The organism is Streptomyces sp. NPDC051569, assembly GCF_044454085.1.
Taxonomy (GTDB): Bacteria; Actinomycetota; Actinomycetes; order Streptomycetales; family Streptomycetaceae; genus Streptomyces.
Window position 1 is genome coordinate 85,272 of sequence record NZ_JBITDJ010000007.1, and the last position, 25,367, is coordinate 110,638.

The 25,367-nt window shown below is 72.2% G+C and carries 23 protein-coding genes; 10 read left to right on the plus strand and 13 right to left on the minus strand.

The window, feature by feature from the left end:
- Nucleotides 1-22: 22 nt before the first annotated feature.
- Together ACIBAE_RS13965 and ACIBAE_RS13970 are read left to right on the plus strand one after the other, a co-directional pair.
- A complete protein-coding gene (locus ACIBAE_RS13965) occupies nt 23-2,410 on the plus strand; it encodes an ATP-binding cassette domain-containing protein (RefSeq protein ID WP_399284812.1) in 2,388 nt (795 codons plus the stop codon).
- Nucleotides 2,410-3,837 (plus strand): MFS transporter, encoded by a 1,428-nt coding sequence (locus tag ACIBAE_RS13970; RefSeq protein ID WP_399284814.1) that lies wholly within the window; start codon nt 2,410-2,412, stop codon nt 3,835-3,837. Before ACIBAE_RS13965 ends, ACIBAE_RS13970 begins: the two co-directional genes overlap by 1 nt.
- 43 nt (nt 3,838-3,880) lie before the next feature.
- Here ACIBAE_RS13970 and ACIBAE_RS13975 read toward each other — a convergent pair whose 3' ends face one another.
- From ACIBAE_RS13975 to ACIBAE_RS13985, 3 genes are read right to left on the minus strand one after another with little or no spacing between them, the layout of a single operon-like run.
- Nucleotides 3,881-4,627 (minus strand): succinate dehydrogenase/fumarate reductase iron-sulfur subunit, encoded by a 747-nt coding sequence (locus ACIBAE_RS13975; protein WP_399284816.1) that lies wholly within the window; start codon nt 4,625-4,627, stop codon nt 3,881-3,883.
- Nucleotides 4,624-6,645 (minus strand): fumarate reductase/succinate dehydrogenase flavoprotein subunit, encoded by a 2,022-nt coding sequence (locus ACIBAE_RS13980; protein WP_399284818.1) that lies wholly within the window; start codon nt 6,643-6,645, stop codon nt 4,624-4,626. The genes ACIBAE_RS13975 and ACIBAE_RS13980 overlap by 4 nt, the downstream gene beginning before the upstream one ends.
- A 1-nt stretch (nt 6,646) precedes the next feature.
- Entirely contained in the window at nt 6,647-7,363 is a 717-nt protein-coding gene (locus ACIBAE_RS13985) for a succinate dehydrogenase cytochrome b subunit (RefSeq protein ID WP_399284820.1), read from the minus strand.
- Between the two features lie 82 nt (nt 7,364-7,445).
- Between ACIBAE_RS13985 and ACIBAE_RS13990 the strand changes: the two genes are divergently transcribed.
- Complete coding sequence (locus ACIBAE_RS13990; RefSeq protein WP_399284821.1) at nt 7,446-8,330, plus strand: LysR family transcriptional regulator; 885 nt, start codon at nt 7,446-7,448, stop codon at nt 8,328-8,330.
- A 220-nt stretch (nt 8,331-8,550) separates the two neighbouring features.
- On the opposite strand, the gene ACIBAE_RS13995 is transcribed toward ACIBAE_RS13990, so the two are convergent.
- Nucleotides 8,551-10,719: a putative bifunctional diguanylate cyclase/phosphodiesterase gene (locus tag ACIBAE_RS13995; RefSeq protein WP_399284823.1), complete on the minus strand. Its 2,169-nt coding sequence runs from the start codon at nt 10,717-10,719 to the stop codon at nt 8,551-8,553.
- Complete coding sequence (locus ACIBAE_RS14000) at nt 10,719-11,531, minus strand: SAM-dependent methyltransferase (RefSeq protein ID WP_399284825.1); 813 nt, start codon at nt 11,529-11,531, stop codon at nt 10,719-10,721. Before ACIBAE_RS14000 ends, ACIBAE_RS13995 begins: the two co-directional genes overlap by 1 nt.
- A 960-nt stretch (nt 11,532-12,491) precedes the next feature.
- Here ACIBAE_RS14000 and ACIBAE_RS14005 point away from each other — a divergent pair.
- The 3 genes from ACIBAE_RS14005 (at nt 12,492) to ACIBAE_RS14015 (ending at nt 14,212) form a co-directional block, all read left to right on the plus strand.
- On the plus strand, nt 12,492-12,623 hold the full coding sequence (locus ACIBAE_RS14005) for a hypothetical protein (protein WP_399284827.1): 132 nt from the start codon (nt 12,492-12,494) through the stop codon (nt 12,621-12,623).
- Nucleotides 12,624-12,637: 14 nt separating this feature from the next.
- Nucleotides 12,638-13,402, plus strand: a complete 765-nt coding sequence (locus tag ACIBAE_RS14010) for a hypothetical protein (RefSeq protein ID WP_399284829.1) — start codon at nt 12,638-12,640, stop codon at nt 13,400-13,402.
- Nucleotides 13,403-13,603: 201 nt separating this feature from the next.
- Entirely contained in the window at nt 13,604-14,212 is a 609-nt protein-coding gene (locus ACIBAE_RS14015) for a hypothetical protein (RefSeq protein ID WP_399284831.1), read from the plus strand.
- Between the two features lie 141 nt (nt 14,213-14,353).
- On the opposite strand, the gene ACIBAE_RS14020 is transcribed toward ACIBAE_RS14015, so the two are convergent.
- Entirely contained in the window at nt 14,354-14,839 is a 486-nt protein-coding gene (locus ACIBAE_RS14020; RefSeq protein WP_399284832.1) for a hypothetical protein, read from the minus strand.
- A 311-nt stretch (nt 14,840-15,150) separates the two neighbouring features.
- Between ACIBAE_RS14020 and ACIBAE_RS14025 the strand changes: the two genes are divergently transcribed.
- Complete coding sequence (locus tag ACIBAE_RS14025) at nt 15,151-15,810, plus strand: class F sortase (RefSeq protein WP_399284834.1); 660 nt, start codon at nt 15,151-15,153, stop codon at nt 15,808-15,810.
- Nucleotides 15,811-15,942: 132 nt separating this feature from the next.
- Here ACIBAE_RS14025 and ACIBAE_RS14030 read toward each other — a convergent pair whose 3' ends face one another.
- Complete coding sequence (locus ACIBAE_RS14030) at nt 15,943-16,821, minus strand: polysaccharide deacetylase family protein (RefSeq protein WP_399284836.1); 879 nt, start codon at nt 16,819-16,821, stop codon at nt 15,943-15,945.
- A gap of 177 nt (nt 16,822-16,998) precedes the next feature.
- On the opposite strand from ACIBAE_RS14030, the gene ACIBAE_RS14035 reads away from it, so the two are divergent.
- Nucleotides 16,999-17,460 (plus strand): universal stress protein, encoded by a 462-nt coding sequence (locus ACIBAE_RS14035; RefSeq protein ID WP_399284838.1) that lies wholly within the window; start codon nt 16,999-17,001, stop codon nt 17,458-17,460.
- Between the two features lie 86 nt (nt 17,461-17,546).
- On the opposite strand, the gene ACIBAE_RS14040 is transcribed toward ACIBAE_RS14035, so the two are convergent.
- The gene (locus ACIBAE_RS14040) at nt 17,547-18,746 is read right to left on the minus strand and encodes a CapA family protein (RefSeq protein ID WP_399284840.1); all 1,200 of its coding nucleotides are present in this window, start codon (nt 18,744-18,746) and stop codon (nt 17,547-17,549) included.
- A 218-nt stretch (nt 18,747-18,964) separates the two neighbouring features.
- On the opposite strand from ACIBAE_RS14040, the gene ACIBAE_RS14045 reads away from it, so the two are divergent.
- Complete coding sequence (locus tag ACIBAE_RS14045) at nt 18,965-19,585, plus strand: sigma-70 family RNA polymerase sigma factor (protein ID WP_399284842.1); 621 nt, start codon at nt 18,965-18,967, stop codon at nt 19,583-19,585.
- Between the two features lie 200 nt (nt 19,586-19,785).
- Complete coding sequence (locus ACIBAE_RS14050; protein WP_399284844.1) at nt 19,786-20,301, plus strand: hypothetical protein; 516 nt, start codon at nt 19,786-19,788, stop codon at nt 20,299-20,301.
- A gap of 74 nt (nt 20,302-20,375) precedes the next feature.
- On the opposite strand, the gene ACIBAE_RS14055 is transcribed toward ACIBAE_RS14050, so the two are convergent.
- The 5 genes from ACIBAE_RS14055 to ACIBAE_RS14075 form a co-directional block, all read right to left on the minus strand.
- Complete coding sequence (locus ACIBAE_RS14055) at nt 20,376-21,566, minus strand: sensor histidine kinase (protein WP_399284846.1); 1,191 nt, start codon at nt 21,564-21,566, stop codon at nt 20,376-20,378.
- A complete protein-coding gene (locus ACIBAE_RS14060) occupies nt 21,563-23,071 on the minus strand; it encodes a cation acetate symporter (protein ID WP_399284848.1) in 1,509 nt (502 codons plus the stop codon). The genes ACIBAE_RS14055 and ACIBAE_RS14060 overlap by 4 nt, the downstream gene beginning before the upstream one ends.
- Nucleotides 23,068-23,376, minus strand: a complete 309-nt coding sequence (locus ACIBAE_RS14065) for a hypothetical protein (RefSeq protein WP_399285048.1) — start codon at nt 23,374-23,376, stop codon at nt 23,068-23,070. The genes ACIBAE_RS14060 and ACIBAE_RS14065 overlap by 4 nt, the downstream gene beginning before the upstream one ends.
- Nucleotides 23,377-23,524: 148 nt before the next feature.
- Nucleotides 23,525-24,274, minus strand: a complete 750-nt coding sequence (locus ACIBAE_RS14070) for a LytR/AlgR family response regulator transcription factor (RefSeq protein WP_399284850.1) — start codon at nt 24,272-24,274, stop codon at nt 23,525-23,527.
- A 67-nt stretch (nt 24,275-24,341) separates the two neighbouring features.
- Nucleotides 24,342-25,208, minus strand: coding sequence for an Fpg/Nei family DNA glycosylase (locus ACIBAE_RS14075; protein WP_399284852.1), 867 nt, complete (start codon nt 25,206-25,208; stop codon nt 24,342-24,344).
- Between the last annotated feature and the right edge of the window lie 159 nt (nt 25,209-25,367).

Genomic DNA, 25,367 nt, shown 5'->3' on the forward strand with positions numbered 1-25,367 from the left:
GAAACGTATCCACGGAGTCGCCATGCCGAGCCCCCACGACCCGTACGTACGCGTCCGGGGCGCCCAGGAGCACAATCTCCGGAACGTCGACGTCGACGTCCCGCGCGACGCGATCGCCGTCTTCACCGGCGTCTCGGGGTCCGGCAAGTCCTCCCTGGCCTTCGGTACGGTCTACGCCGAGGCACAGCGCCGCTACTTCGAGTCGGTCGCTCCGTACGCCCGGCGCCTGATCCACCAGGTGGGCGCGCCGAAGGTCGGCGAGATCACCGGTCTGCCGCCCGCCGTCTCCCTCGAACAGCGCAGGTCGGCGCCCGGCTCACGGTCCTCCGTCGGTACGGTCACCACGCTCTCCAATTCGCTGCGGATGCTGTTCTCCCGGGCCGGCGACTATCCGGCGGGCGCCGCGCGGCTCGACTCCGACTCCTTCTCGCCCAACACGGCGGTCGGCGCCTGCCCCGAGTGCCACGGGCTGGGCCGTGTCCACCGCACCGACGAGGAGCTGCTCGTCCCGGACCCGTCCCTGACCGTCCGGGACGGCGCGATCGCCGCCTGGCCCGGCGCCTGGCAGGGCAAGAACCTCCGCGATGTGCTGGGCGCGCTGGGGTACGACATCGACCGGCCGTGGCGGGAGCTGGATCCCGAGGACCGGGAGTGGATCCTGTTCACCGACGAGCAGCCGGTCGTCACGGTGGAGCCGGTACGGGAGGCGGGCCGGATCCAGCGGCCTTACCAGGGCACGTACATGAGCGCCCGGCGCTATGTGCTCCGTACCTTCGCGGACTCGAAGAGCACGGCGCTGCGCGCCAAGGCCGAGCGGTTCCTGCGGGCGCTGCCCTGTCCGGTCTGCGGCGGGCGCAGGCTGCGGCCCGAGGCGCTGGCGGTGACCTTCGCGGGCCGGACGATCGCCGACCTGGTCGCCCTCCCGCTGACCGAGCTGACGCGGCTGCTGGCGGCGGGGGGCTCCGGGACCGCCCGCGTCCTCACCGATGACCTGCGGGCGAGGATCGCCACCGTGACCGAACTGGGGCTCGGCTATCTCAGCCTCGACCGCGCCACACCGACGCTCTCCAACGGCGAACTGCAGCGGCTGCGGCTCGCCACCCAGCTGCGCTCGGGGCTCTTCGGCGTGGTGTACGTGCTCGACGAACCGTCGGCCGGTCTGCATCCGGCGGACACCGAAGCGCTGCTGGTGGTGCTCGACCGGCTCAAAGCGGCCGGCAATTCGGTCTTCGTGGTGGAGCACCATCTGGATGTCGTGCGCCACGCCGACTGGCTCGTCGATGTCGGTCCCGACGCCGGTGAGCACGGTGGGCGGGTGCTGTACAGCGGTCCCCCGGCCGGCCTCGCCGACGTCGCGGGGTCGGCGACCCGCCGCTTTCTCTTCGGCGCGGCCCCGGCGGTGCGCCGGACGGTGCGCGAGCCGTCGGGACGGCTGCGGCTCGGGCCGGTCACCCGGCACAATCTGCGGGCGGTGGAGGTGGAGCTGCCGCTCGGCGTGTTCACCGCGGTCACCGGCGTCTCGGGGTCGGGGAAGTCCACCCTGATCGGCGAGATCGGTGAGGAACTACCGGGCGTGGGGCGCCTGGTGACGGTGGATCAGAAACCGATCGGCCGTACGCCCCGGTCCAATCCCGCCACGTACACCGGCCTGTTCGACGTGGTGCGCGGCCTGTTCGCGCAGACCCCCGAGGCGCGGCGCCGGGGCTACCGCGCGGGCCGGTTCTCGTTCAATGTGCCGGGCGGCCGGTGCGAGACCTGCCAGGGGGAGGGCTTCGTCTCCGTCGAACTGCTCTTCCTGCCCACTACGTACGCGCCCTGCCCGGACTGCCACGGCGCCCGCTACAACCCCGAGACCCTCGGCATCACCTACCGGGAACGGACCGTCGCCGACGTCCTCGACCTGACGGTGGAGGCCGCCGCGGACTTCTTCGCCGGTACGCCCGCCGCCGCGCGCGGGCTGCGCGCCCTGCTGGACGTCGGCCTCGGTTATCTGCGGCTGGGCCAGCCCGCCACCGAGCTGTCGGGCGGCGAGGCCCAGCGCATCAAGCTGGCCACGGAGCTGCAGCGCACCCACCGCGCCCACACGCTGTACGTGCTGGACGAGCCGACGGCGGGACTGCATCCGGCCGATGTCGAGGTCCTGCTGCGGCAGTTGCACGGCCTGGTCGACGCGGGCCACTCGGTGGTGGTCGTCGAGCACGACATGACCGTGGTGGCGGGCGCGGACTGGGTGATCGACCTGGGCCCAGCGGGCGGCGACGAGGGCGGCCGCGTCGTCGCGCAGGGACCGCCGGCCGAGGTGGCCCGGGCGGCGGGCAGCCGCACGGCGCCCTACCTCGGCCGCGCGCTGGCCCCGCCGGACGGGGCCTCGGGTACGCCGGGCGGACCCGGGACCGACGGGAGCAGGTGATGTCCGCCCCCGGCCCCCCGGCCACTCCCCCGCAGCCGCCCCCGGACGGCGCGCGCCGGAGCGGCCGGCCCTTCCCGTACACCTTCACCGCACCGCTGTTCATCGGTTCGGCGCTCAACCCGATCAACAGCTCCCTGATCGCCACCGCCTTGGTGCCGATCGCGCGCGGGCTGGGCGTGCCGATCGGGCAGACCGCCGCGCTGGTCACCGCGCTGTACCTGGCCAGCGCGGTCGCCCAGCCAACCGCGGGCAAGGCCGCCGAAGTGTTCGGTCCCCGGCGGGTGTTCCTGGCCGGGATCGTGCTCGTCGCCGTCGGCGGCCTCGTCGGCGGCCTCGCCCAAGACCTGATCACCTTGCTGATCAGCCGTGTCCTGCTGGGTATCGGAACGTCCTGCGCCTACCCGACGGCGATGCTGCTCATCCGCCGCCGCGCCCGCGACGCCGGCCTGGATCAGCCGCCGGGCGGGGTGCTGGGCGGGCTGCAGATCGCCGGTATCGCCACCGCCTCCCTCGGGCTGCCTCTGGGGGGTGTCCTGGTCGGCACGCTCGGCTGGCGCTCGGTGTTCTTCGTCAACGTTCCCGTCGCGGTGATCGCGCTGGTCGCGACGGTGGCCTGGGTCCCGCCGGACGGCCCGCCAACCCGTTCCCGCGGCGCCCGCGCCATCGCCTCCGACCTCGACGTGACCGGGATCGGGGGCTTCACCGCCGCCATGGTCGCGCTGCTGTTGTTCCTGTTCGGCCTGCCCACCGCGCGCTGGTACGTACTGGGCCTCTCGATCGTGCTGTGGATCGCGCTCGTGGCCTGGGAGTTGCGCGCCCGCAGCCCGTTCCTCGATATGCGTCTACTCGCCGGCAACCGCGCCCTGACCAGGACGTACGTGCGCTACGGGCTGGTGCTGCTGTGTGTCTACGTCGTGCTCTACGGCATCACCCCCTGGGTCGAGACCGTCCGCGGCGTGTCCGAGACCGAAGCCGGCCTGCTCCTGCTGCCCATGACCCTGGTCTCCGGCGTGGTGATCTACCCGATCTCACGCCGCAACCTGATCCGCGGTCCCGTCATCACCGCGGCCCTGACCTGCCTGGTCGCCTCCGCCGGCGTACTCCTGCTCAACGCTTCGGCCTGGATCGGCTGGATCGTCGTCATCACGATCGTCCTCGGCGTCGCGATGGGGGCCGCAGGAGCAGGCAACCAGACCGCCCTCTACGCCCAGGCGCCGGCCGAGCAACTCGGCACGGCATCCGGGCTGCTGCGCACCTTCGCTTACGCCGGCTCCATCGCGTCCTCCGCCATCACCGGAATCGTCTTCCGCAGCCATGTCACCGACCACGGCGTCCATCTCATCGCCTGGATCATGATCGGCGTCAGCCTCACCCTGGTCGCGATGAGCGTCACCGATCGCGCTCTGCCCACCCGGTCCGCGCACTGAGGGCCCTGCGGCACCGCTCGAACTCACCGCACGGGCCCGTGTCTCAGCGCGGGGCCTTGCGGGCCGCGCGCAGCCACTCCTTGTTCATGGCCGTGATCGACATCAGCGGAATCCCCTTCGGGCAGGCGGTCGCGCACTCGCCCGCGAGGGTGCAGCCGCCGAAGCCCTCCTCGTCCATCGCCGCGACCATGTCGAGGACCCGGGTCTCGCGCTCGGGCGCGCCCTGCGGCAGGACGTTGAGGTGGTTGACCTTGGCCGAGGTGAAGAGCATCGCCGAGCCGTTGGGGCAGGCCGCCACGCAGGCGCCGCAGCCGATGCACTCGGCGTGCTCGAAGGCGAAGTCGGCGTCGGGCTTGGGGACCGGGGTGGCGTGGGCCTCGGGGGCCGCGCCCGTGGGGGCGGTGATGTAGCCGCCGGAGCCGATGATCCGGTCGAAGGCCGAACGGTCCACGACCAGGTCCTTGACCACCGGGAAGGCACCGGCCCGCCACGGCTCGACGTCGATGGTGTCGCCGTCCTGGAAGTGCCGCATGTGGAGCTGGCAGGTGGTGGTGCGTTCCGGGCCGTGGGCGTCGCCGTTGATGACGACGCCGCAGGCGCCGCAGATGCCCTCGCGGCAGTCGTGGTCGAAGGCGACGGGCTCGTCGCCCTGGAGGATGAGTTCTTCGTTGAGGGTGTCGAGCATCTCCAGGAACGACATGTCCTCGGAGATCCCGTCGACGGGGTAGGTGACCATGGCGCCGGGGGCGTCGGCGCCGGCCTGGCGCCAGACGCGCAGGGTGAGCCTCATGCGTAGCTCCGCTGGGTGGGATGGACGTACTCGAAGACGAGGTCTTCCTTGTGCAGGACGGGCGCGGCGCCGGTGCCGGTGAACTCCCAGGCGGCGGCGTAGGAGAACTCCTCGTCGCGGCGCTCCGCCTCACCGCCCCCGGTCTGTGACTCCTCGCGGAAGTGGCCGCCGCACGACTCGGCGCGGTGCAGCGCGTCGAGGCACATCAGCTCGGCCAGCTCCAGGTAGTCGACGATGCGATTGGCCTTCTCCAGCGACTGGTTGAGCTGCTCGCCGGTGCCCGGCACCTTGACGCGCCGCCAGAATTCGTCCCGGATCCGCGGGATCCGGTCGAGCGCCTCGCGCAGGCCCTCCTCCGTCCTGGCCATCCCGCAGTGTTCCCAGAGCAGTTCGCCGATCTCCTTGTGGAAGGAGTCGGGCGTACGGTCACCGTCGACGGCGAGCAGCAGCCGCAGCCGGTCCTCGGTATCGGCCACGGCTTCCGCGACCGCCGGATGCGCCTCGTCGATCTCGTCGTGGTGCGGGTTGCGTGCCAGGTAGTCGGCGAGGGTGGCCGGAAGGACGAAGTAGCCGTCGGCCAGGCCCTGCATGAGCGCGGACGCGCCGAGCCGGTTGGCGCCGTGGTCGGAGAAGTTGGCCTCGCCGACCGCGAACAGGCCGGGGAGGGTGGTCTGGAGGTCGTAGTCGACCCAGAGGCCGCCCATCGTGTAGTGGATCGCCGGGTAGATGCGCATCGGGACCTCGTACGGGTCCTCCGCCGTGATCCGCTCGTACATCTCGAAGAGGTTGCCGTACTTCTCCTCGACCGCCGTGCGGCCGAGCCGGGCGATGGCGTCGGCGAAGTCGAGGTAGACGCCCTGTCCGCCGGGGCCGACCCCGCGTCCCTCGTCGCAGACGTTCTTCGCGGCCCGTGACGCGATGTCACGCGGAACGAGGTTGCCGAAGGACGGGTAGATCCGCTCCAGGTAGTAGTCGCGCTCGTCCTGGGGGATCTCGGCGGGTGGCCGCTGGTCGCCGGGTGCCTTCGGCACCCAGATGCGGCCGTCGTTGCGCAGCGACTCACTCATCAGGGTGAGCTTCGACTGGTGCTCGCCGGAGCGCGGGATGCAGGTGGGGTGGATCTGGGTGAAGCAGGGGTTGGCGAAGTAGGCGCCGCGACGGTGGGCCCGCCAGACGGCGGTCGCGTTGCTGTTCTTGGCGTTGGTGGAGAGGTGGAAGACATTGCCGTAGCCGCCGGAGGCGAGGACGACCGCGTCGGCGAAGTACGTGGTCACCTTGCCGGTGATCAGGTCGCGGGCGACGATGCCGCGGGCCCGGCCGTCGACGACGATCAGGTCGAGCATCTCGGTACGCGGGTGCATCTCGACGGTGCCCGCCGCGATCTGCCGCGACAGCGCCTGGTAGGCGCCGAGGAGGAGTTGCTGACCGGTCTGTCCGCGCGCGTAGAACGTACGGGAGACCTGGACGCCGCCGAAGGAGCGGGTGTCGAGGAGGCCGCCGTACTCACGGGCGAAGGGCACGCCCTGGGCGACGCACTGGTCGATGATCTCGACCGAGACCTCGGCGAGCCGGTGGACGTTGGACTCGCGGGCCCGGAAGTCGCCGCCCTTGACGGTGTCGTAGAAGAGCCGCTGGATGGAGTCGCCGTCGTTGCGGTAGTTCTTGGCGGCGTTGATGCCGCCCTGGGCGGCGATGGAGTGGGCGCGGCGCGGGGAGTCCTGGTAGCAGAACTGGACGACGCGGTAGCCCTGTTCGGCGAGGGTGGCGCCGGCGGCGCCGCCCGCCAGGCCCGTACCGACGACGATCACGGTGTGCTTGCGGCGGTTGGCGGGGTTGACCAGCCGGGCTTCGAAGCGGCGCCGGTTCCAGCGCTCGGCGACGGGTCCGTCCGGCGCCTTGGTGTCGGCGACCGGTTCACCGTCGGTGTAGGCGCTGAAGGCACCGTGGCCGGGGGGCGTGGCGAGGTCGGGGGACGCGCCGGAATCGGGGGACGCGCCGAGGTCGGGGGATGCGTTCATGTCAGTTCACCAGTCCGGTCATGACGGCTACGGGTATGGCGATGAAGCCGGCGGTCAGCACCAGCGCCAGCAGATCGGCCGCCGCCCTGAGGACGCGGTCGCGGGTGGCACTGCCCGCGCCGAGGGTCTGGGCGGCGCTCCAGAAGCCGTGCCGGACGTGGAGTCCGAGGGCGAGCATCGCGACGAGGTAGATGGCGTTGCCGTACCAGGTGGAGAAGGTGTCCACGACGTTCTGGTACGGATCGCCGGGGCGGAAGCCCGGGTGCACGGTGCCGGTCGTCAGGTCGAGGATGTGCCAGACGATGAACAGGGCGAGGATGATCCCGCCCCAGCGCATGGTGCGGGTGGCATAGCTGGCGCGCCGCCGCCGGTGGGCGTAGGCGACCGGGCGGGCGGCGCGGTCGCGACGGCTCAGCTGGTACGCGCAGACGCCGTGCAGGACGACGGCGGCGACGAGGAGCAGCCGGACGATCCACAGCGCCCACTCCGCGTGCAGGACGGGCTCACCCAGGGTCCGCAGCCAGTGCGCGTAGCCGTTGAAGGCGGTCAGGCCGAAGAAGATCTTGAGGTTGCCGTACATGTGCGCGACCAGATAGCCGAGCATGATCAGGCCGCTGACGGCCATGATCGTCTTCTTCCCGACGGTCGAGGTCCAGAGGATGCTGATCAAGGACGGCCGCTTGTGCGGCCGCTTGTCCGTCCGCGTTGCCAGAGCCATACGGGGAACGCTAGGCCGGTGCGGTCGGTAGGTCCAAGACATGGTCCCGCTCATGTCCATAGGCCCCACCTATCATGGCGCCATGCAGTTCCAGCAGCTCCTGTACTTCGTGGCCGTCGCCGAGACCCGGCACTTCACCCGGGCCGCCGAGCGCGTCCATGTCTCGCAGCCCTCTCTGTCCCAGCAGATCAAGGCGCTGGAGAGGGAGTTGGGGGCCGAGCTGTTCAGCCGCGCCCGCGGCAATGTCGCGCTCACCGAGGCGGGCGAGGCGCTGCTGCCGCTCGCCCGGCGGATACTCGCCGACACCGAGACCGCCAGGCTGGAGGTGCAGGAGCTGGTCCAGCTGCGGCGGGGCCGGGTCAGGCTGGGGGCGCCGCCGAGCCTGTGCACGGGGCTGCTGCCCGAGGTGCTGCGCGCCTTCCACGATCTGCACCCGGAGATCGAACTGCTGATCGAGGAGAACGGTTCCCGCGATCTCGTCCGGGCGTTGGCGCGCGGGGCGCTGGATCTCGCGCTGGTGGTGCTGCCCCTGCCGGCCGGGTCCCCCGCGCTGACCACGGTCGAACTGCTGCACGAGGACCTGGTGGTGGTCTCCTCGGCCACCGGCCCGGCGCCGCCGGAGCCGGTCAGGATCGCCGATCTGCGCGACGAGCCGCTGGTGATGTTCCGGCACGGCTACGACCTGCGCGAGCTGACCGTGGCCGCCTGCCGGGCCGAGGGCTTCGAGCCGTCGTTCACCGTGGAGGGCGGCGAGATGGACGCCGTGCTCGGTTTCGTACGGGCCGGTCTCGGCGTGGCGGTCGTCCCGAGCATGGTGGCCGCACGGGCGGACGGCCTGCGGGTCACCGCCCTGGCCCGGCCGGGACTGAGCCGTACCATCGCGCTCGCCCACCGCAGCGATGTCGCCCCGCCGCGCGCCGCCCGCGAGCTGCGGAAGGTGCTGCTGTCCTCCCGGAGCGGGGCGTAGCCACCGCTGCTGTCCACCCGGATCGGGGCGTAGCCACCGCTGCTGTCCACCCGGAGCGGGGCGTAGCCACCGCTGCTGTCCACCCGGATCGGGGCGTAGCCACCGCTGCCGACCCGGGCCGGGGCCCGGCCACCGCCTGGCCGCCCGGACCCGGACCGCCCGGGTGCGGCCCCGTCACCGGTTCACGTCGAGGCGTCAGCTCACGCCGAGGCGCAGCGGCTCATACGGCGTCCGCGAGCGACAGCGTGTGCAGCTGCTCCGGCGGCCCGGGCCTGGCGTAGTACCAGCCCTGCGCGGTGTCGCAGCCGAGCCGGCGCAGCTGCTCCGCCTGCGCCCCGGTCTCCACGCCCTCCACCGTCACGGCCAGCTCCAGGCTGTGCGCGAGCGACACGATCCCCTCGACGATCTTCAGATCGACGGGGTCCGCCGGGTGCTGCTGCATGCCCTGGGTGAAGGAGCGGTCCAGCTTGAGCACGTTCACCGGGAGCCTGCGCAGATTCGCGAGGTTCGAGTACCCGGTGCCGAAGTCGTCGAGGGCGATGTCCACGCCCATCTCGGAGAGCTGCCGCAGCGGCTTGAGCAGATCGTCGTCGGCGCCGATCAGCGCGGACTCGGTGACCTCCAGGCAGAGCGCGCCCGGCGGGAGGCCGACCCGCTCCAGCACCTCCACCGTGTCGGCGACCAGCCCGGGGTGCTGGAGCTGCGTGGGCGAGAGGTTGACATTGATCCGCAGAGGTCCGCCGAGCGCGCCGGGCGGCAGCTGCTCCTGCCAGCACCGGGCCTGCCGTACGGACTGCTCCAGCACCCAGCGGCCCAGCGGCACGATCAGTCCGGTGTGCTCCGCGAGCGGGATGAACCGGTCGGGGCCGAGGACGCCGTGCTGCGGATGGGACCAGCGCACCAGCGCCTCGGCGCCGTGCACCGTGCCGTCGTCGAGATGCACCAGCGGCTGGTACTCGATGAAGAACTCACCGCGCTCCAGGGCGGCGGGCAGCGCCGTGGTCAGTCCGTGCCGGGTGATGGCGCGCTTGTCGGCCTCCGGGTCGGCGAGCTCGTAACGGTTCCCGCCCGCGGCCTTGGCCCGGTACATGGTGATGTCCGCGCTGCGCAGCACCTCCGCCGGGCCCCGGCCGGCGGCCGGGCCCTCCACGATGCCGATACTGCCCCGGACCGTGAACTCCCGGCCGTCGAGCCGGATCGGGGTGGACAGCGTGCCCAGGATCCGGGAGGCGAGATCGGCCACGTCGCGTTCGGTGTCGGGCCCGGAGGTCAGCGCCACGAACTCGTCGCCGCCGAGCCGGGCCACCATCTCGCCGGGCGCGGTGGCGCAGCTCTGCAGCCGGTCCGCGACCTCGACCAGCAGCCGGTCCCCCGCCGAGTGGCCGAGGCTGTCGTTGATGGCCTTGAAGCCGTCGAGATCGAGGTAGCAGAGGCCGAAGCGTGCGCCGTCGCCCGCCGCGAGGGTCTTCTCCAGGCGCTCGAAGAACAGTGTGCGGTTGGGCAGTCCGGTCAGGGCGTCGTGCGTGGCCTCGTACCGCAGCCGCAGATTGAGCAGCCGGCGCTCCGTGGTGTCCTCCATCAGGGCCAGCTGGTACTGCGGCCGGCCCTCGGCGTCCCGGAGCAGGGAGACCGTCAGATTGGTCCAGAGCACGGTGCCGTCATTGCGGTAGAACGGCTTCTCGACCCGGAAGTGCTCCCGCTCCCCGCGCACCAGCTCGCCGTACATCCGCCAGACCTGGGGCACGTCCTCGGGGTGGACCCACTCGCTCACGTTCCGGCTGCGGACATGGTGTTCCAGGCCGCCGAACATCTGCGTGAGGGTGTCGTTGACCTCCAGCACCTGGCCTTCGAGGTCGGCGATCCCGATGCCGATCGCCGCGCCCTCGAAGACCGCGCGGAAGCGGACCTCGGTGGCGTGCAGCGCCTCCTCGGCGTCGCTGCGCGCGGCGAGCGCGGAGCGGGCGATGGCCTCCTGCTCGCAGAGGGTCCGCTCCCGCAGGGCCTGGGCGAACCCCGCCGCGAGGGAGTGCTGCGAGCGGGCGCAACGGGCCCGGATCTCCTCCGCCGGCAGCTCTTCCGTGCCGCAGTACAGCACCAGGTAGGAGTCGATGACCCCGAGCGTACGGCCGAGGGCTTCGGGGTCGGTGCAGTGCGCCGCCACGAGCGCGGCCCCGACGCGTTGCGCGGGCCCGGTGTCGAAGTGACGCGCGTGCAGCGCCTCGTTCAACTCCCGAGCGAGTGAAAGGAGTTGCTTTTCGAATGCGGGTCTCGTCAGGGGGGTGGCCGACGACGGGAAGATCGCCCGGCTCCAGATCGTCGCGAACCGCCGGAGTCTGTCCTCCAGGCCGTCGGGGTGCGCCGCCGAGCCCGCTGCCTGCGACGGCACCATCACGGCTTACGTCCCACTCCAGCGAAGCCCGAGAAGGCGTACGGGTCCTCCTGGCCGACGGGCCCTTCGGGCCGCCATGCGGGCATCGTCACCAGACCGGGCGCGACCAGCTCGAACCCGTCGAAGAAACGGGCGGTCTCCTCGCGGCCCCGCATCACCAGCGGGTTGCGGATGTTCTTGTAGACGCCGACCGCGCCGCCCGCCCGCTCCTGCGGGAGCGGGATGCCGTCGTACGAGGCGTGCGTGAGGACGAGCAGGCTGCCGGGCGCGAGCGCGTCACGCAGCTCGGCCACCGCGCGGTGCGGCTCGTCCTCGTCCTCCATGAAGTGCAGGACGGCGACGAGCAGCAGCGCCACCGGCCGCTCCAGGTCCAGCAGTCCGGTCGTCTCGGGGCTGTTCAGGATGGCGGCGGGCTTACGGAGATCGCCGCTCACGATGACGGCGTTGTCGCGACCCGCGAGGACGGCCTGGCTGTGGGCGACGGCGACCGGGTCGTGGTCGACGTAGACCACCCGGGCGTCGGGGCTGGCGGCCTCGGCGACTTCATGGACATTGCCGAAGGTCGGAATGCCGGAGCCGATGTCGAGGAACTGGGTGATGCCTTCGGACAGGGCGAATTCCACGGCGCGCCGCAAGAACGCGCGGTTCGCCTTCATGATCTTGGGGAGACCCGGCATGAACTCCATTGCCTTGCGGGCGGCTTCCCGGTCCACCTCGAAATTGTGCGATCCGCCCAGATAGTAGTCGTAAATGCGGGAAACGCTCGGCACCGATATGTCGATGCCGTGCGGTGCCCAGGCGGGACGCTCCATCGATGTCTCCAACAAGTCGCCAGGGATGCGGCCGGCTACACGGCCGGTTGTTCGAGCAGAGGCTACTGATCGCCCGCCAAGAGAGCGAGCCCAAACGGAAATCGACGGTCCGTTCTTGGTCACACGCCAGCGGCACGTGCGGCCGGTTCACTGTCGCGCGCGGTGGCCTGACGATCCGACGGGAAGACCTCGGAAGCGGTATCGGGAAAACCGCGCACCCCGTACGCGGAGGCCCTGACCATGGGCGTCACGCACCGCCGCCCGATTTCGCCGGGTGGTCGGCGGTGCCGAAAATCCTCCCGCGAAGGACTTTGACGGCATTCCTCGCGCAGGGGGCGACAACCGGCCACTTTTCGGGACGGGCAACCGGCGCCCTGCCCCAACCCCGCCGGACACGCAAACCTCTTGACGGCAAAGTCCCCCCATTTGGAGGAATTTGAATGATTTCTGGCGTACGGCCGCCAGATGGGGAACAAGCTCCTGCCCGTGTACGGATCGCTCGTAGGACGGCTGCTGGCAGCCGCCGCACTCATCTCGCTGTCGGCGGTGCCCACCCCTGCCGAGGCCCACAGCTGCGCCTATGTCTCGATCGGGCCCGGCGGTTCGGTATGGGCGGTGGCGGTGGCGGGCGACGGCCAGGGGCACGGCCCTGGTCACGACCACTGGCCCTGGCCTTGGCCCTGCCACCCCGCCCCGTCACCGACACCGCCGCCACCACCGCCACCGCCGCCACCACCACCTCCTCCGCCACCGCCCCCGACGCCCACGCCCACGCCCACGCCCACGGTCGCCCCCGAGCCCCCACCTCCGCCGCCTCCCGTGCGGCCGGTTCCCCGGCCACCGCGGCCGACGCCGCCGCCACCCGTACCGGCGCCGCCACCGCCCGCCCCGAAACCGGCCCCGAAGCCGAGCCCGCCCCGGCCGTCACCGACGCCGTCCGCCACTCCCGCCCCGTCCCCGGTGGCCCTGCCGGTCTACCGCAAGGCGACCCGCAAGCAGCCCAAGGGCGGTACCTCGCCCGTCGTTCTGATGCTCCTGATCACGGCCCCTGCCGTACTCGCCGTGGCCGTGCTGCGTCCCCGCTCCCGCTGATCCACGGAGACACCATGTCGGAATGGCTCGTTCTGAGCATCGCGATGGCCGCCGCCTGCGCGGTCGTCCTCACCATCGTCATCATCAACAACCGCCATGTCAGCGAGGACGACGACCCCACCGAGACGCCCGACGTCATGGAGTACATGACGATGATGATCGGCGTGATCTACGCGATCGTGCTGGGTCTGGCGATCGCCGGCGTCTGGGAGGGGCGCAGCGCCGCGCAGGAGACCGTACGCCAGGAGGCCCAGGCCCTGCACGAGGTGCAACAGCGTGTCCAGGTCTATCCCGCCGAGGTCCGCGACCGGATCAGGGGCGACGTCGACACGTACGTCTCGTACGTCGTGCACACCGAATGGCCGCACATGGCCGAGCACGAGGCCCTCAGCCCGAAGGGCACCCAGCTCTTCGACAAACTCCGCGGCGACGTCACCCGGTACGCGCCGCGGACCGATCTGGAGGGCCAGCAGTACCAGCCGCTGCTGGACGAGATCGCCGCCGCGGACGACGCGCGAGGCGCCCGTGGCCAGAACGCGGGCGACACCATGCCCGGGGTCGTCTGGTTCGGTCTGATCATCGGCGCCGTGGTCACCGTGGGGCTGATCTTCGTGCTGCAGATCCGGCGCACCTTCCGCGAATTGCTGCTGGCGGGGCTCTTCAGCGTCCTGATCGCCTTCCTGCTCTTCCTCATCTGGGACTTCGACGCGCCCTTCGGCCGGGGCATCGCCGCGACCGCGAGCCCCTTCTTCGACCTGTTCCCGCACATCGGGTCCTGACGGGGTGACAAGCCGTCCTGTCAGGCGCTCCTGAAGGGGGCACGGGTGTCCGCCGCTCGGGGGACACCCGTGCCCCATTCGCCCGTCAGCGATCGCGGCTGTGATAACGCGCTCCTAGCGTTTCCGGCATCGAGGCGCATTTCCCGCCGTCCGTGGATACCGGTTCCGCGGCTGCTCCTCGGGGACCCGGAGGATTTGACCATGCGCGCGATACGTGCCGCGTCCGCCGCTCTGCTGGGAGCGGCCGCACTCGCCCTGGGCGCACCCACCGCGACGGCCTCGGCCGACGGCAAGGTCACGCCGTTCGGATTCAGCGTCACCCCATCCACCGTCGCGGCGGGCGGCCGGGTGACGCTGGCCGTCACCCGGTGCGCCACACCGGCCACGGCCTCCTCCGGGGTCTTCGACACCGTCACCATCCCCTCGGGCGGAACGGCCGCGGCCACCGTCGACTGGGACGCCAAGGCCGGCGCGATGTACGAGGTGACCTTCACCTGCGACGGGGTGTCGGGCAGGACCGAGCTCACCGTCGCGGGCGCCACCCGCAGGCCGACACCCACACCGGTCCGGGATCCGAGCCGCACCCCGGCCAGGACTCCGGCCGTGGCACCGACAGCGGCGTCGACCCGCACGGCGGCCGCGGTGGCCGACCCTCCCTCGGCGTCCCCCGGAGGTGTCCAGGGCGGTCTCGGCGGCAGCGTCGGCGGGACGCGTACCGGCGAACTCGTCGCCGGTACGGCGCTGGTGGTCGCAGCGGCCACCGGCGTCGTCCACGCCGCGCGCCGGCGCGCGGAGAGCCGCCGGCACTGAACCGCCGCGACACCGACCCGTCCGTACACGGCGGAACGCCCGTCGCCCCGAGTCCTGGCACCGGACTCGGGGCGACGGGCGTTCGGGATCCTTGCGCACCGCCGGCCGGGAGGCCAGGGCCTCTCGTTCGGATCAGGCCGGTCAGACCCGCGCGCCGCTCGTACGACGACGGCGCGCGACGAACAGCGAGCCGCCGACGGCCGCCGTGGCGACGAGACCCGCGCCGATGGCCATCTCCGTCGAGCTGGGGCCGATGGACCCGCCGAGACCGCCCTGCGAGCCGCGTCCGGGGAGCACCTCGAACTGGTGGGTCTCCACGCGGTCGTTGTCGCTGCACCTGACGGCCAGGTTGTAGCGGCCGGGTGTGGCGTTGTCGTGGATCCGGGCCGTGGCGGTGACATGCCCCGACGGGTTGATCGACAGCTGGGCCTTGGGGAAGGCGTTGGACGTGACGGTGCCGCCGTGCCCGCAGCCGTCGGCGGTGATCCGGATCGTGCCGCCCTGGTGGACCGCGAACGGGTTGACATTGACGTTGCTCGGACCGTTGGTGGCGCCGGCCAGCGGGGTGGAGAGCGCCAGGGCCGCGCAGACGGTCGCGGTCACCGCGAGAGCGCGTGAAGCACGCATCGTTAAAACCTCCAGCGAAAGGCGCCCCAAAGCGGTGCTCCGGGAGTTTCGACGAGTACGCCCTTCATGACGAACCCTCACCGGGGGTCTCCCGGGTCGCATGTCGGGGCTGGTCCACCCCGGTGAGCCGACACGCCGACAGGAAGCCGTCCCACCTGACGGATCCGCAGGTCACAGACCGTCAGAAATTTTATGTGGCGCTGACTCGGATGGGTCATCGCGGCCGGGGCGGCCACCCGTTCGCCCGCCAGTGATCGCCGCCGTGGCGCGGCCCGCTTAGCGTGCGAGCAGGCGCCGACGAAGGGATGACTATGGGCCAGGACCACGGCGACCCGGAGTCGAGGAAGCGCTCGCCCTGGGGCGTTCTGGCTCTCGTCATGCTCTCGGGGCTCGCCCTGATGCGGAACGGCGTGGACGTACCCCTGGGACCGCCGCAGCCGGCTTCGGCCGCCGCGCTGGTCAGCCGGCCGGACCCGGCGGCCCTGGCCACCGCCGTCCCCCTCGTGAAGCCGCTGCCGTACGCGCCGATGTCCCGGGTGCGGATCCCCGCGATCAAGGTCGACGCGCCGGTCGTGGACGTGGGGCTGGACAAGGACGGCTGGATCGCGGCGCCGCCGCCGCAGGATCCCAATCTGGCCGGCTGGTACCAGAACGGCGTCGCGCCCGGCCAGCGGGGCACCTCGGTGGTGGTCGGCCATGTCGACAACCAGGCGGGGCCCGCCGTCTTCTACGGGCTCGGTTCCCTGGAGAAGGGCCAGCACATCGAGGTGGCCCGGTACGACGGCCGGGTCGCCGTGTTCGAGATCTACGGGGTCGAGGTCTTCTCCAAGAAGGACTTCCCCGGGGCCCGGGTGTACGGCGACACCGGCCACGCGGAGCTGCGGGTGATCACCTGCGGCGGCGGCTATTCGAAGGCGGGCGGCTACGACGGGAACGTGGTCGTCTTCGCCCGGCTGGTCAGGACCCACTGACCAGCCGGACGACTGCCGTACCGGGCGACTGCTGTACGGGGCCGGCTCACCGGCCGGTGCCTCCTACCGGCCGGTGCCTCCTACCGGCCGGTGCTCCTATCGGCCGGTAGGAGGCTCACCCGCCGGCGCGTCTCACCGGTACGGCACGGCGATCCGGTAGCCGTCGCTCAGGAGCGTGGGCAGATAGCGCCGCAGCGCCGCCACACTCTGCGAGCGGTTGCCGCCCGCGTCGTGCTGCAGGACGATCACCCCCGGCCCCGCCCCGTCCAGCACCGCGCGGACGACCTTGTCGGTGCCCGGCGTGGCCCAGTCGAGGGTGTCGACGGTCCAGGCGACCGGTTCCATGCCGAACTCGGCGCCGATCTCGAAGGTGTGCTTGTTCCAGGCGCCGTAGGGCGCGCGGAACCAGAGCGGCGGGGCGCCCGTGGTTTTGACGATCATCTCGCTGGTCCGCTCGATCTCCGAGCGGATCGCGGACGGCGTGAGCTTCGTCATCAGCGGATGCGACCAGGTGTGGTTGCCGATGATGTGGCCGTCCCCGGCCATCTCCCTGACCAGGTCCTGGTTGTAGCCGGCCATCTCGCCGCACACGAAGAACATGGCCCGTACGTCGTGCTCGCGCAGCGTGCGCAGGATCTGCGGGGTGTAGCGGGGGTCGGGACCGTCGTCGAAGGTGAGCACCATGGAGTGGCCCAGGTCGGGCAGTTCGAGGAAGGGCTTCTCGCGGACCGGGGGCGCGGCCCTGCGGTAGCCGGGCGGGGCACCCTCCGTGAGGGGCTGGAGCCGGTACGCGGCGGGGGTGCGGAGGGCGCTCGACCGGGTCTCCACGACCCCCGGTCCGGCCGCCCCGGCCGCGGCGGCCCCCCCGTCGGCTGCCGGGGACGCGAGCGCGGCGTGCCCGGGTGTCCCGGCCGGTTCGGCGGTCAGCAGCCGGGTGGTGACCGCCGCGCCGAGGCAGGCGGCGATCCGCAGCACCGCCCGGCGCCCCGGAATCATTTCATCTTTTTTCATTACTAATGACTCGCATGGCGGACAGTCCTGGCCGCTGAGCAACACCCTTTGTCCGGGGGAAAGCACCCGAAGGGCTGAGTCACGGCCACCGGCCCCACGGTGTCGCCGTCAGCGGGAGTGGGGGGAGCGCCGTACCCGTCGGCCGGGGTGTCGGCGGGTACGGATAACCTGCCTGCCGTGACGGAGCACCAGCCAACGCAATTCGAACGCGGTACCGACGGCCCCAAGGTCATAGTCGTGGGCGTGGACGGCTCACCGTCCTCGCTGCGCGCGGCCGCGTACGCCGGCGGTCTGGCCAGGCGGCAGCACGCGCTGCTGGCGATCGTCTACGTGCAGCCCGTCCTGGCGGGGGGCGCCGGTCTCGGCGCTCTGATCGCGAGCACGACGCAGGAGATCGCCGACGACCTGGTGGCCGGGATCCGTACCGCCACGGAGCAGGTGAAGGGCATCTGGGACGTCCGCTGGGAGTTCCACACCTTCCACGGCGATCCCTACAGCGGACTGGTCACCGCGGCCGACGAACTGACGGCGGACGCGGTGGTGGTCGGCGCCTCGGAGTCGATGGGGCATCAGCTCGTCGGCTCGGTGGCGGTACAGCTGGTCAAGTCGGGCCGCTGGCCGGTGACGGTCGTTCCGTAGCAGCGGCGCGTGTATGGGACGGCGGCGCGATCGCGACGGCGGCGCGTCGGGGTGACGGCGGCGCGTCCGGGTGACGGCGGCGCGCTTCAGCGGCCCATCGTGAGGCCGTCACCGGCGGCCCCACGGCCCAGGACCGCCGCGCTGATCGCCGACCGGGCCTCCTGGTAGTCGTCCCGGTCGGGCTCCCGGCGTACGGCCTCCGGAAGATTGATCACGCGTCCCGCCTCCGTGTCCATCAGCTGCGGGATGAACTCCGCCTTCTTCACCGGCCAGCGCTCCCCGGCGGCGGCGGGCGGTGCGAAGGTGAAGCGGCCGATCGACCCCTGATTGCCGCGCGGGTCGTGCTCACCCGAGTCGTTGACCATCGTGCCGGCGATCTGGTCGCCCATCCCGTAGATGATCCAGGTGCCGTTGACCTTCTCGTACGCCTGCGGAACGTGCGCGTGCGTACCGAGGATGAGATCGATGTCGGGGCGGCCGTTCGTCCGCGACGCGGTGAGTTTCCTGCCGAGGCTCAGCTGCTTCTCGTCGGGGGCGGTCTCCCACTCCGTACCCCAGTGGAGGCTCACCACGACCACGTCGGCCCCGGCCTTACGGGCAGCGCGGGCGTCCGCGACGATCTTCCGTTCGTCGAGGAGGCCGACCGCCCAGGGCTGTCCGTCGGGGAGCGGATAGCCGTTGGTGTCGTACGTGTAGGCCAGCTGGGCGACCCTGGCGCCGCCCGCCCTCAGCAGGGCGGGGCGCGCGGCCTCGGCGGCCGAGCGGGCCGATCCCGTATGCCGGACGCCCGCCCGGTCGAGGGCGCCGAGGGTCCTGCGTACGCCGGCCGTCCCGTCGTCCAGGGTGTGGTTCGAGGCGGTGGAGCAGGAGTCGTAGCCGGTGTCACGCAGCGCCCGGGCGATCTCGGGCGGGGACGTGAAGGCCGGATAGCCGGTGTAGGGGCCGCCCTCCTCGCCGTACACGGTCTCCATGTGACAGATCGCCAGGTCGGCGCCGGAGACGACCGGCTTCACCCCGGCCAGCATCGGACGGAAGTCGTAGCCTTCGCCGCCCGCGTCGTCGGCCGCCCGGCTGATGACGGAGTCGTGCGGCAGGACGTCACCCGAAGCGACGAGGGTGAAGCCGCGCCGGGAGACCGCGCCGCCCGCTCCGGCAGGGGAGGCGGCACCCGGGTGAGGCGGGCCGGGGACGTCGGCGGAGGACTTCGGGGGCCCGGGGGCGCAGGCGGCGGCGGTGGCGAGGAGAAGGACCGTGGCGGACAACGCCCGCCGTCGCAATGGATTCATATAGTCATATAAATAGACGTCAGGGAGTCAGGCCAGCGGGGAGACCGCGACGCACCACCCCCTCCGTCCGACCGTTCACCGCACCACTCGCCGCAGTGAGCGACCGCTCGTCGCAGAGCTCGGCGCACCGCCTGTCGCGGCGCGCCGCCATGCGTTCGGATACGGCCAGCGGCAGCGATCACCGCGCGGCGGCGTTCCCGGCGGGAAGGGTGTTCACGATGACCACGGCCATGGCCCCGGCGCGACAGGCGGCCCCGCGGACGGGACCGCGCAGAGCCGACGAGCGGACACTGACGGTGCTTCAGCGCGACCACGGCCCCGCGCTGCTGAACTTCCTGCTGGGGCTGACCTACGGCGACCGCCAGGGCGCCGAGGATCTGCTGCAGGAGACGCTGGTACGGGCCTGGCAGCATCCGGAGGCGTTCGAGGCGCCCTTCGACTCCATGCGCCCCTGGCTGTTCACCGTCAGCCGCCGGCTGGCCATCGACGCCCGCAGGGCCCGGCTCTCGCGCCCCCGGGAGGTCAGTGACGTGGCCCTCGCCGCCACCCCCGACCCGGAGGACCGTACGGAGAACACGGTCGCGGCGCTGGACGTACGGGCGGCGGTGCGGGCACTGAGCCGGGAGCACCGCGCGGTTCTGGCGCAGATCTACTTCCGGGGACGGAGCGTGGACGAGACCGCGCGGCTGCTCGGCATCCCGCCCGGCACGGTCAAGTCGCGTTCGTACTACGCCCTGCGGGCGCTGGGCCGCTCCCTGCCCGGCTACAGCGGCTCGCCGCCGCCGGGGAGCCCCGGCGGCGGCACGGCGACGGCCCTGCCCGGCGAGGGCGCGTCGTAGCGGTCCGCGAAGACCGCCCGCCCCCTCGGCCACGGCCGGAATCGGCCGCTCCGCCCCGGGTCGCGTCACCGTCGGTCACACCCGTCACAATCCTCGTCTCTCCGCCACCCGATCCTGCTCTTCTGGCCACGCGGGGCGGCCTCCGCCGGTTCAATGCTCCCTGAAGCAGACTTCGGGGAAAGGAAGGAAGGCGGAACGCGATGTGTCCGAAATACGCGGAAGGGGGCGGTCGTGGCGGCCTGCTGGTGCCGATGGCTTGGCTGTACGCCGAGTACATCGCCGACGAGCTGCTGCGCACCGGCGATCTGATGCCGCCGACGACGCTCGAATACAAGGCGGGCCGGGACGCGCTGGCCCTGACCATCTATCTCTCCGACGGCTCGGCGGACGGCCCGCGCGCGCTGGCCCGCATGGAGGAGTGGCGCTCGCTCACCGCGTACGGCACCGGCTGGCGCGACTGGGTGTGCGGCCGGCTCGACCGGCTGGAGGTCGCCGCGTTCGAATCGGGACCGGGAGACCGTGATCCGGACCTGGCGCTGGCGAGCGCGGCCTGGCGCTGGCTGGAGGAGACGGAGCTGCTGGCGGCCGACCTCGACGCCCTCGGCCCGGTGTGCGACGCTCCGGTCACGGTGGCCGAGGAGGAGGGGCCGCACGTGTGGACCCCGGCCTGGCAGCTGGGACTGCCGCTCGGGCACCTGGCGATTCATCTGTTCTGAACCAGCCGCGCACCCCGGCCGCCCGCTCCGGTGCGCGTGGATCACCGCGCGGAACCCCCCTCAGGGTGCGTCCCTCAGGTGCCGTGCACACCCGCGCGGTACTTGGGGATCCGTACCGTGATCTTCGTACCGGCGCCGATCCCCGTCTCGATGACCAGGCCGTACGCGTCCCCGTAGACCTGGCGCAGCCGTTCGTCCACATTGAGCAGTCCGATCCCGGTGGACGGTCCGCCCTCGCCGCGCAGGATCTGCCGCAGCCGCTCCGGCCGCATCCCCACGCCGTCGTCCTCGATCACCACCTCGGCCTCGGAACCGGCGTCCAGCGCGCTGATGGTGATGCGGCTGGTGGTGACGGCCCCTTCGAGGCCGTGCTTGACGGCGTTCTCGACCAGCGGCTGCAGACAGAGGAAGGGCAGTGCCACCGGCAGGACCTCGGGCGCGACCTGCAGGGTGACCGAGAGCCGCTCGCCGAAGCGGGCCCGTACGAGCGCCAGATACTGGTCGATGGAGTGCAGCTCCTCGGCCAGGGTGGTGAAGTCGCCGTGTTTGCGGAACGAGTAGCGGGTGAAGTCAGCGAATTCCAGCAGCAGTTCGCGGGCGCGCGCCGGGTCGGTGCGGACGAACGAGGCGATGGCGGCGAGGGAGTTGAAGATGAAGTGCGGCGAGATCTGGGCTCGCAGCGCCTTGATCTCGGCCTCGATCAGCCGGGTGCGGGAGTGGTCCAGCTCGGCCAGTTCCAACTGGACGGAGACCCAGCGGGCGACCTCCCCGGCCGCCCTGGCGAGCACCGCCGACTCGCGGGGGGCGTAGGCGACGAGGGTGCCGAGCACCCGGTGGTCGACGGTCAGCGGGGCCGCCACGCCCCAGCGCAGCGGGCAGTCCAGGTCGCCGCAGCCCGCGGCGAAGGCCGTCCGGCGCCCACTGCCGAGCAGCCCCTGGACGTGGCCCATCACGTGCCGGCCGTGGTGGTCGCCCCGCCCGTCCCAGGCGAGGACCCTCTCCCGGTCGGTGAGACAGAGCGCGTCGGTGCCCAGGAGCGAGCGCAGCCGGTGGGCCGCCTTGCGCGCGCTCTCCTCGGTGAGGCCGGCCCGCAGGGGAGGTGCGGCGAGGGACGCGGTGTGCAGGGTCTCGAAGGTGGCGTGCTCCACGGGCGTGCCGACATCGCTGGTGCGCTCGGGGCGCGCGGTGCGGCGGCCGAGGACGAAGCCGCCCGCGAGGAGCAGCGGGCCGAGCACGATCAGTGCGGCGAGGGCGGCGGCGCTCATCGCGCACCCCCTCCCGGGCCGCCGCGGGTGCGCGGGGTCAGGGCCTCCGGCAGATGGAAGCGCGTCATGGCGGCGTTGGTGCCGGGCGGTATCCGGCCGCGTGTGGCCAGCGACACCAGGATCATCGCCAGGAAGCCGACGGGGACGGTCCAGACGGCGGGCCAGGCGAGCAGGGCGTGCGGCCAGCCGGAGCGTACGGCGCCGCTCACCGTGACCAGGGTGGCGGCGAACGCGAGGCCGCCGCCGAGCAGCAGCCCGGCGACCGCGCCGGGCGGCGTGAGCCGGCGCCACCAGATGCCCAGGACCAGCAGCGGGCAGAAGGAGGAGGCGGAGACCGCGAAGGCCATGCCGACGGAGTCCGCCACCGGGATCCCGCTGACCAGCAGGGAGCCGCCGAGCGGTACGGCGATGGCGAGCGGGGTGGCCAGCCGGAAATGCCGTACGCCCCGGGACGGGAGGACGTCCTGGGTGAGGACCCCGGCGACGGCCATGGTGAGCCCGGAGGCGGTGGACAGGAACGCCCCGAAGGCCCCGGCCACGACCAGCGCTCCGAGGAGATCCCCGCCGAGTCCGCCGATCGCCCGTACCGGCAGCAGCAGTACGGCCGCGTCCGCGTCGGTGCCGTACTGGAGCTCGGGGACGTACAGCCTGGCCAGCACGCCGTAGACCGGCGGCAGCAGGTAGAACGCGCCGATCAGGGCCAGCACGACGACGGTGGTGCGGCGGGCGGCCCGGCCGTGGGGGCTGGTGTAGAAGCGGACGACGACATGGGGCAGGCCCATCGTCCCGAGGAAGGTCGCCACGATCAGCCCGTATGTCGAGTAGAGGGGGTGGCCGCCGCGGCCGACGGCGGCGGACACCGGATCGTGGTGCAGGTCGAGATGCGGCCGGCCGTCGCCCTGCCAGGCGAACAGCACGAACAGCACGGGAACGAGCAGCGCGGTGAGCTTGAGCCAGTACTGGAACGCCTGGACGAAGGTCACGCTGCGCATGCCGCCCGCCGCGACCGCCACGACCACGACCAGCGCGACGAGCACCCCGCCGAACCAGTCGGGCGCCCCGGTGAGGATCTTCAACGTCAGTCCGGCGCCCTGGAGTTGGGGTACCAGATAGAGCCAGCCCGCACCGACGACGAAGACGCTCACGAGCCGGCGCACCGGACGGGATTCGAGCCGGCCCTCGGCGAAGTCGGGAAGGGTGTACGCCCCCGAGCGGCGCAGCGGCGCGGCCACGAAGACGAGCAGCACCACATAGCCGGCGGTGTAGCCGACCGGGTACCAGAGCATGTCGGGTCCGTGCAGCAGCACCAGGCCCGCGATGCCGAGGAAGGAGGCGGCGGAGAGGTATTCGCCGCTGATCGCGGCGGCGTTGAGCGCGGGCCTGACCGTGCGGGAGGCGACGTAGAAGTCGGAGGTGGTACGGGATATCCGCAGGCCGAAGCCGCCGAGGAGGACGGTGGCGAGGACGACCATGGCGACGGCCGCCACCGGGTAGCTCTCGCTCATGGCACGGGCCGGTCTCTCACGAGCCGGGCGAAGTCGCGTTCGTTGGCCTCCGCGCGCCGTACGTACCACCAGGCGAGGAGGGTCAGCAGCGGGTACGCGGCGAAGCCGAGCACGATCCAGACCGCCGTCGCGTCGTGCAGGGTGGCGAAGGCGAGCGGCAGGGTGCCGGCGACGAGCGCGAGGACAGCGAACGCGGTCAGCCCGGCGCGCAGTTGACCGCGCATCAGGGACCGGACGTACGCGTCGCCGAGGGCGGTCTGTTCGTCGATCTCGGCCTGGGCGCGGTAGCGGGGCAGCGGACGCACCCGCCGGGGCTCACCGGTGACGACCTCGCGCCGGGGCGCGGGCCGGCGGGACGTGGACTCCCCCGTCATCGTGTCTCCTCGTCCTCGGCCGCACCGGTGCTCGGCCCGGAGTGTACGCAGCCCGCCGAGCGCCCCGGCAGGCGCCTGGTCAGCGCCCGGCCCCGCGCATCAGCAGATCCCGCAGGGCGCGGGCGTGCCGCCGGCTGACGGCCAGTTCCGCGTCACCGACCCGGACACTCATCGCGCCGGCGTCCAGGCGCAGTTCGTCGATCCGTCCCAGCGCGACGAGGTGGCGGCGGTGGATCCGGACGAAACCGCGCGCCCGCCAGCGCTCCTCCAGGGTGGTGAGCGGGATCCGCACCAGATGGCTGCCGGAACCGGTGTGCAGCCTCGCGTAATCGCCCTGGGCCTCGGCGTAGGCGATGTCGTCGACGGAGACGAAGCGGGTCACCCCGCCCAGCTCGACGGGTATCTGGTCGGTGGCGACATCGAGCACCGGTGCCCGCTCCCCCACCAGTTCGGCGACCCGGCGGACGGCTTCGGCGAGCCGCTCCCTGCGGACCGGTTTGAGGACGTAGTCGACGGCCTTCAGATCGAACGCCTGGACGGCGAAGCCCTCGTGGGCGGTGACGAAGACGATCAGCGGGGGTTCGGCGAAGCCGGCGAGCAGCCGGGCGACGTCGAGCCCGGTCAGCCCCGCCATGTGGATGTCGAGGAAGACCACATCGACGGCGGCCGGGTCGTCGGGGCCCGCGTCGAGCGCGGCGCCGATCCGGCGCAGCGCGTCGGTCGCGCCGGTGGCGCCCTCGGCGCCGCCGACCCGGGGGTCGGCGCGGAGCAGGTAGAGAAGCTCTTCGAGGGCCGGTTCTTCGTCGTCCACGGCCAGTACGCGCAGCATGACGCCGGAGTGTAGATCCTGCTCGGGGCCGCGGGCCCCGGGGCGGACGCCGCCGGCCCGGGCCGGCCTATTTCAGCAGCCGGGACAGCCGGCGGTCGGCGAGTGGTTTCCCGCCCGTCTGGCAGGTCGGGCAGTACTGGAGCGAGGAGTCGCTGAAGGAGACCTCCTGGATGGTGTCGCCGCAGACCGGACATGCCTCACCGGTACGGCCGTGCACCCGCAGTCCGCTCTTCTTCTCCGCCTTGAGCCGGCCCGCCGCCACCCCGCGCGAGCGTTCGACGGCCTCGCGCAGGGTGCTGATCATCGCGTCGTACAGGACCGTGATCTCTTCCTCGGTGAGGTTCTTCACGGGCTTGAACGGTGACATCTTCGCGGCGTGCAGGATCTCGTCGCTGTAGGCGTTGCCGATCCCCGCGATGAGGCTCTGGTCGCGCAGGGCGCCCTTGATCTGCCGCCGTTCCCCGGCGAGCAGCCGGCCGAACGCGGCGCGGTCGAAGGACTCGTCCAGCGGATCGGGGCCCAGCCGCGCGATGCCGGGGACCTGCGCCGGGTCCCGTACGAGATGGACGGCGAGCCGTTTGGTGGTGCCCGCCTCCGTCAGGTCGAATCCGTCGCCCCCGGCGAGCACCACCCGCAGGGCGAGCGGCCCCTTGCCCGGGCGCGGGGGATCCGCCGGGAACGAGTCCTTCCAGCGGAGCCAGCCCGCGCGGGCGAGATGGACGGCGAGATGCAGTCCGGCGTCGCCGGCGACGATGTCGAGATACTTGCCGCGCCGGGCGACAGCGGTGACCGTGGCGCCCTCCAGGGCGGAGAGCGGCGGATCATAGGTCTTGAGGGCATTGATCGTCAGGGGCAGGACCCGGACGATCTCCTTGCCCACCAGCTGTCCGCCGAGAAACTCTCGTAGCGCTTCGACTTCGGGTACTTCGGGCATGCGTCCAGCGTGCCGCAGGCCCCGGACGGCCGCCTGGCGAAGCCGGTGGGAGCCGGGACGCCGGGCGGGGCATCCGGGACCGCCCCGGCTACGAATCATCCGTGGAGGTGCGGCGCTCCCGTGCCCCGCCCTGTGCCGCACCCGCCGGAAGGAAGACCC

Bases quoted from the DNA above. Each gene is read 5' to 3' on its own strand.
- ACIBAE_RS13975 (WP_399284816.1), bottom strand. From the start codon at position 4,627: ATGAGGCTCACCCTGCGCGTCTGGCGCCAGGCCGGCGCCGACGCCCCC.
- ACIBAE_RS13965 (WP_399284812.1), top strand. From the start codon at position 23: ATGCCGAGCCCCCACGACCCGTACGTACGCGTCCGGGGCGCCCAGGAG.
- ACIBAE_RS14030 (WP_399284836.1), bottom strand. From the start codon at position 16,821: ATGAAAAAAGATGAAATGATTCCGGGGCGCCGGGCGGTGCTGCGGATC.
- ACIBAE_RS14020 (WP_399284832.1), bottom strand. From the start codon at position 14,839: ATGCGTGCTTCACGCGCTCTCGCGGTGACCGCGACCGTCTGCGCGGCC.
- ACIBAE_RS13980 (WP_399284818.1), bottom strand. From the start codon at position 6,645: ATGAACGCATCCCCCGACCTCGGCGCGTCCCCCGATTCCGGCGCGTCC.
- ACIBAE_RS14050 (WP_399284844.1), top strand. From the start codon at position 19,786: ATGTGTCCGAAATACGCGGAAGGGGGCGGTCGTGGCGGCCTGCTGGTG.
- ACIBAE_RS14000 (WP_399284825.1), bottom strand. From the start codon at position 11,531: ATGGAGCGTCCCGCCTGGGCACCGCACGGCATCGACATATCGGTGCCG.
- ACIBAE_RS13990 (WP_399284821.1), top strand. From the start codon at position 7,446: ATGCAGTTCCAGCAGCTCCTGTACTTCGTGGCCGTCGCCGAGACCCGG.
- ACIBAE_RS13970 (WP_399284814.1), top strand. From the start codon at position 2,410: ATGTCCGCCCCCGGCCCCCCGGCCACTCCCCCGCAGCCGCCCCCGGAC.
- ACIBAE_RS13995 (WP_399284823.1), bottom strand. From the start codon at position 10,719: ATGGTGCCGTCGCAGGCAGCGGGCTCGGCGGCGCACCCCGACGGCCTG.
- ACIBAE_RS13985 (WP_399284820.1), bottom strand. From the start codon at position 7,363: ATGGCTCTGGCAACGCGGACGGACAAGCGGCCGCACAAGCGGCCGTCC.
- ACIBAE_RS14045 (WP_399284842.1), top strand. From the start codon at position 18,965: ATGACCACGGCCATGGCCCCGGCGCGACAGGCGGCCCCGCGGACGGGA.
- ACIBAE_RS14060 (WP_399284848.1), bottom strand. From the start codon at position 23,071: ATGAGCGAGAGCTACCCGGTGGCGGCCGTCGCCATGGTCGTCCTCGCC.
- ACIBAE_RS14025 (WP_399284834.1), top strand. From the start codon at position 15,151: ATGGGCCAGGACCACGGCGACCCGGAGTCGAGGAAGCGCTCGCCCTGG.
- ACIBAE_RS14070 (WP_399284850.1), bottom strand. From the start codon at position 24,274: ATGCTGCGCGTACTGGCCGTGGACGACGAAGAACCGGCCCTCGAAGAG.
- ACIBAE_RS14010 (WP_399284829.1), top strand. From the start codon at position 12,638: ATGTCGGAATGGCTCGTTCTGAGCATCGCGATGGCCGCCGCCTGCGCG.
- ACIBAE_RS14055 (WP_399284846.1), bottom strand. From the start codon at position 21,566: ATGAGCGCCGCCGCCCTCGCCGCACTGATCGTGCTCGGCCCGCTGCTC.
- ACIBAE_RS14040 (WP_399284840.1), bottom strand. From the start codon at position 18,746: ATGAATCCATTGCGACGGCGGGCGTTGTCCGCCACGGTCCTTCTCCTC.
- ACIBAE_RS14075 (WP_399284852.1), bottom strand. From the start codon at position 25,208: ATGCCCGAAGTACCCGAAGTCGAAGCGCTACGAGAGTTTCTCGGCGGA.
- ACIBAE_RS14015 (WP_399284831.1), top strand. From the start codon at position 13,604: ATGCGCGCGATACGTGCCGCGTCCGCCGCTCTGCTGGGAGCGGCCGCA.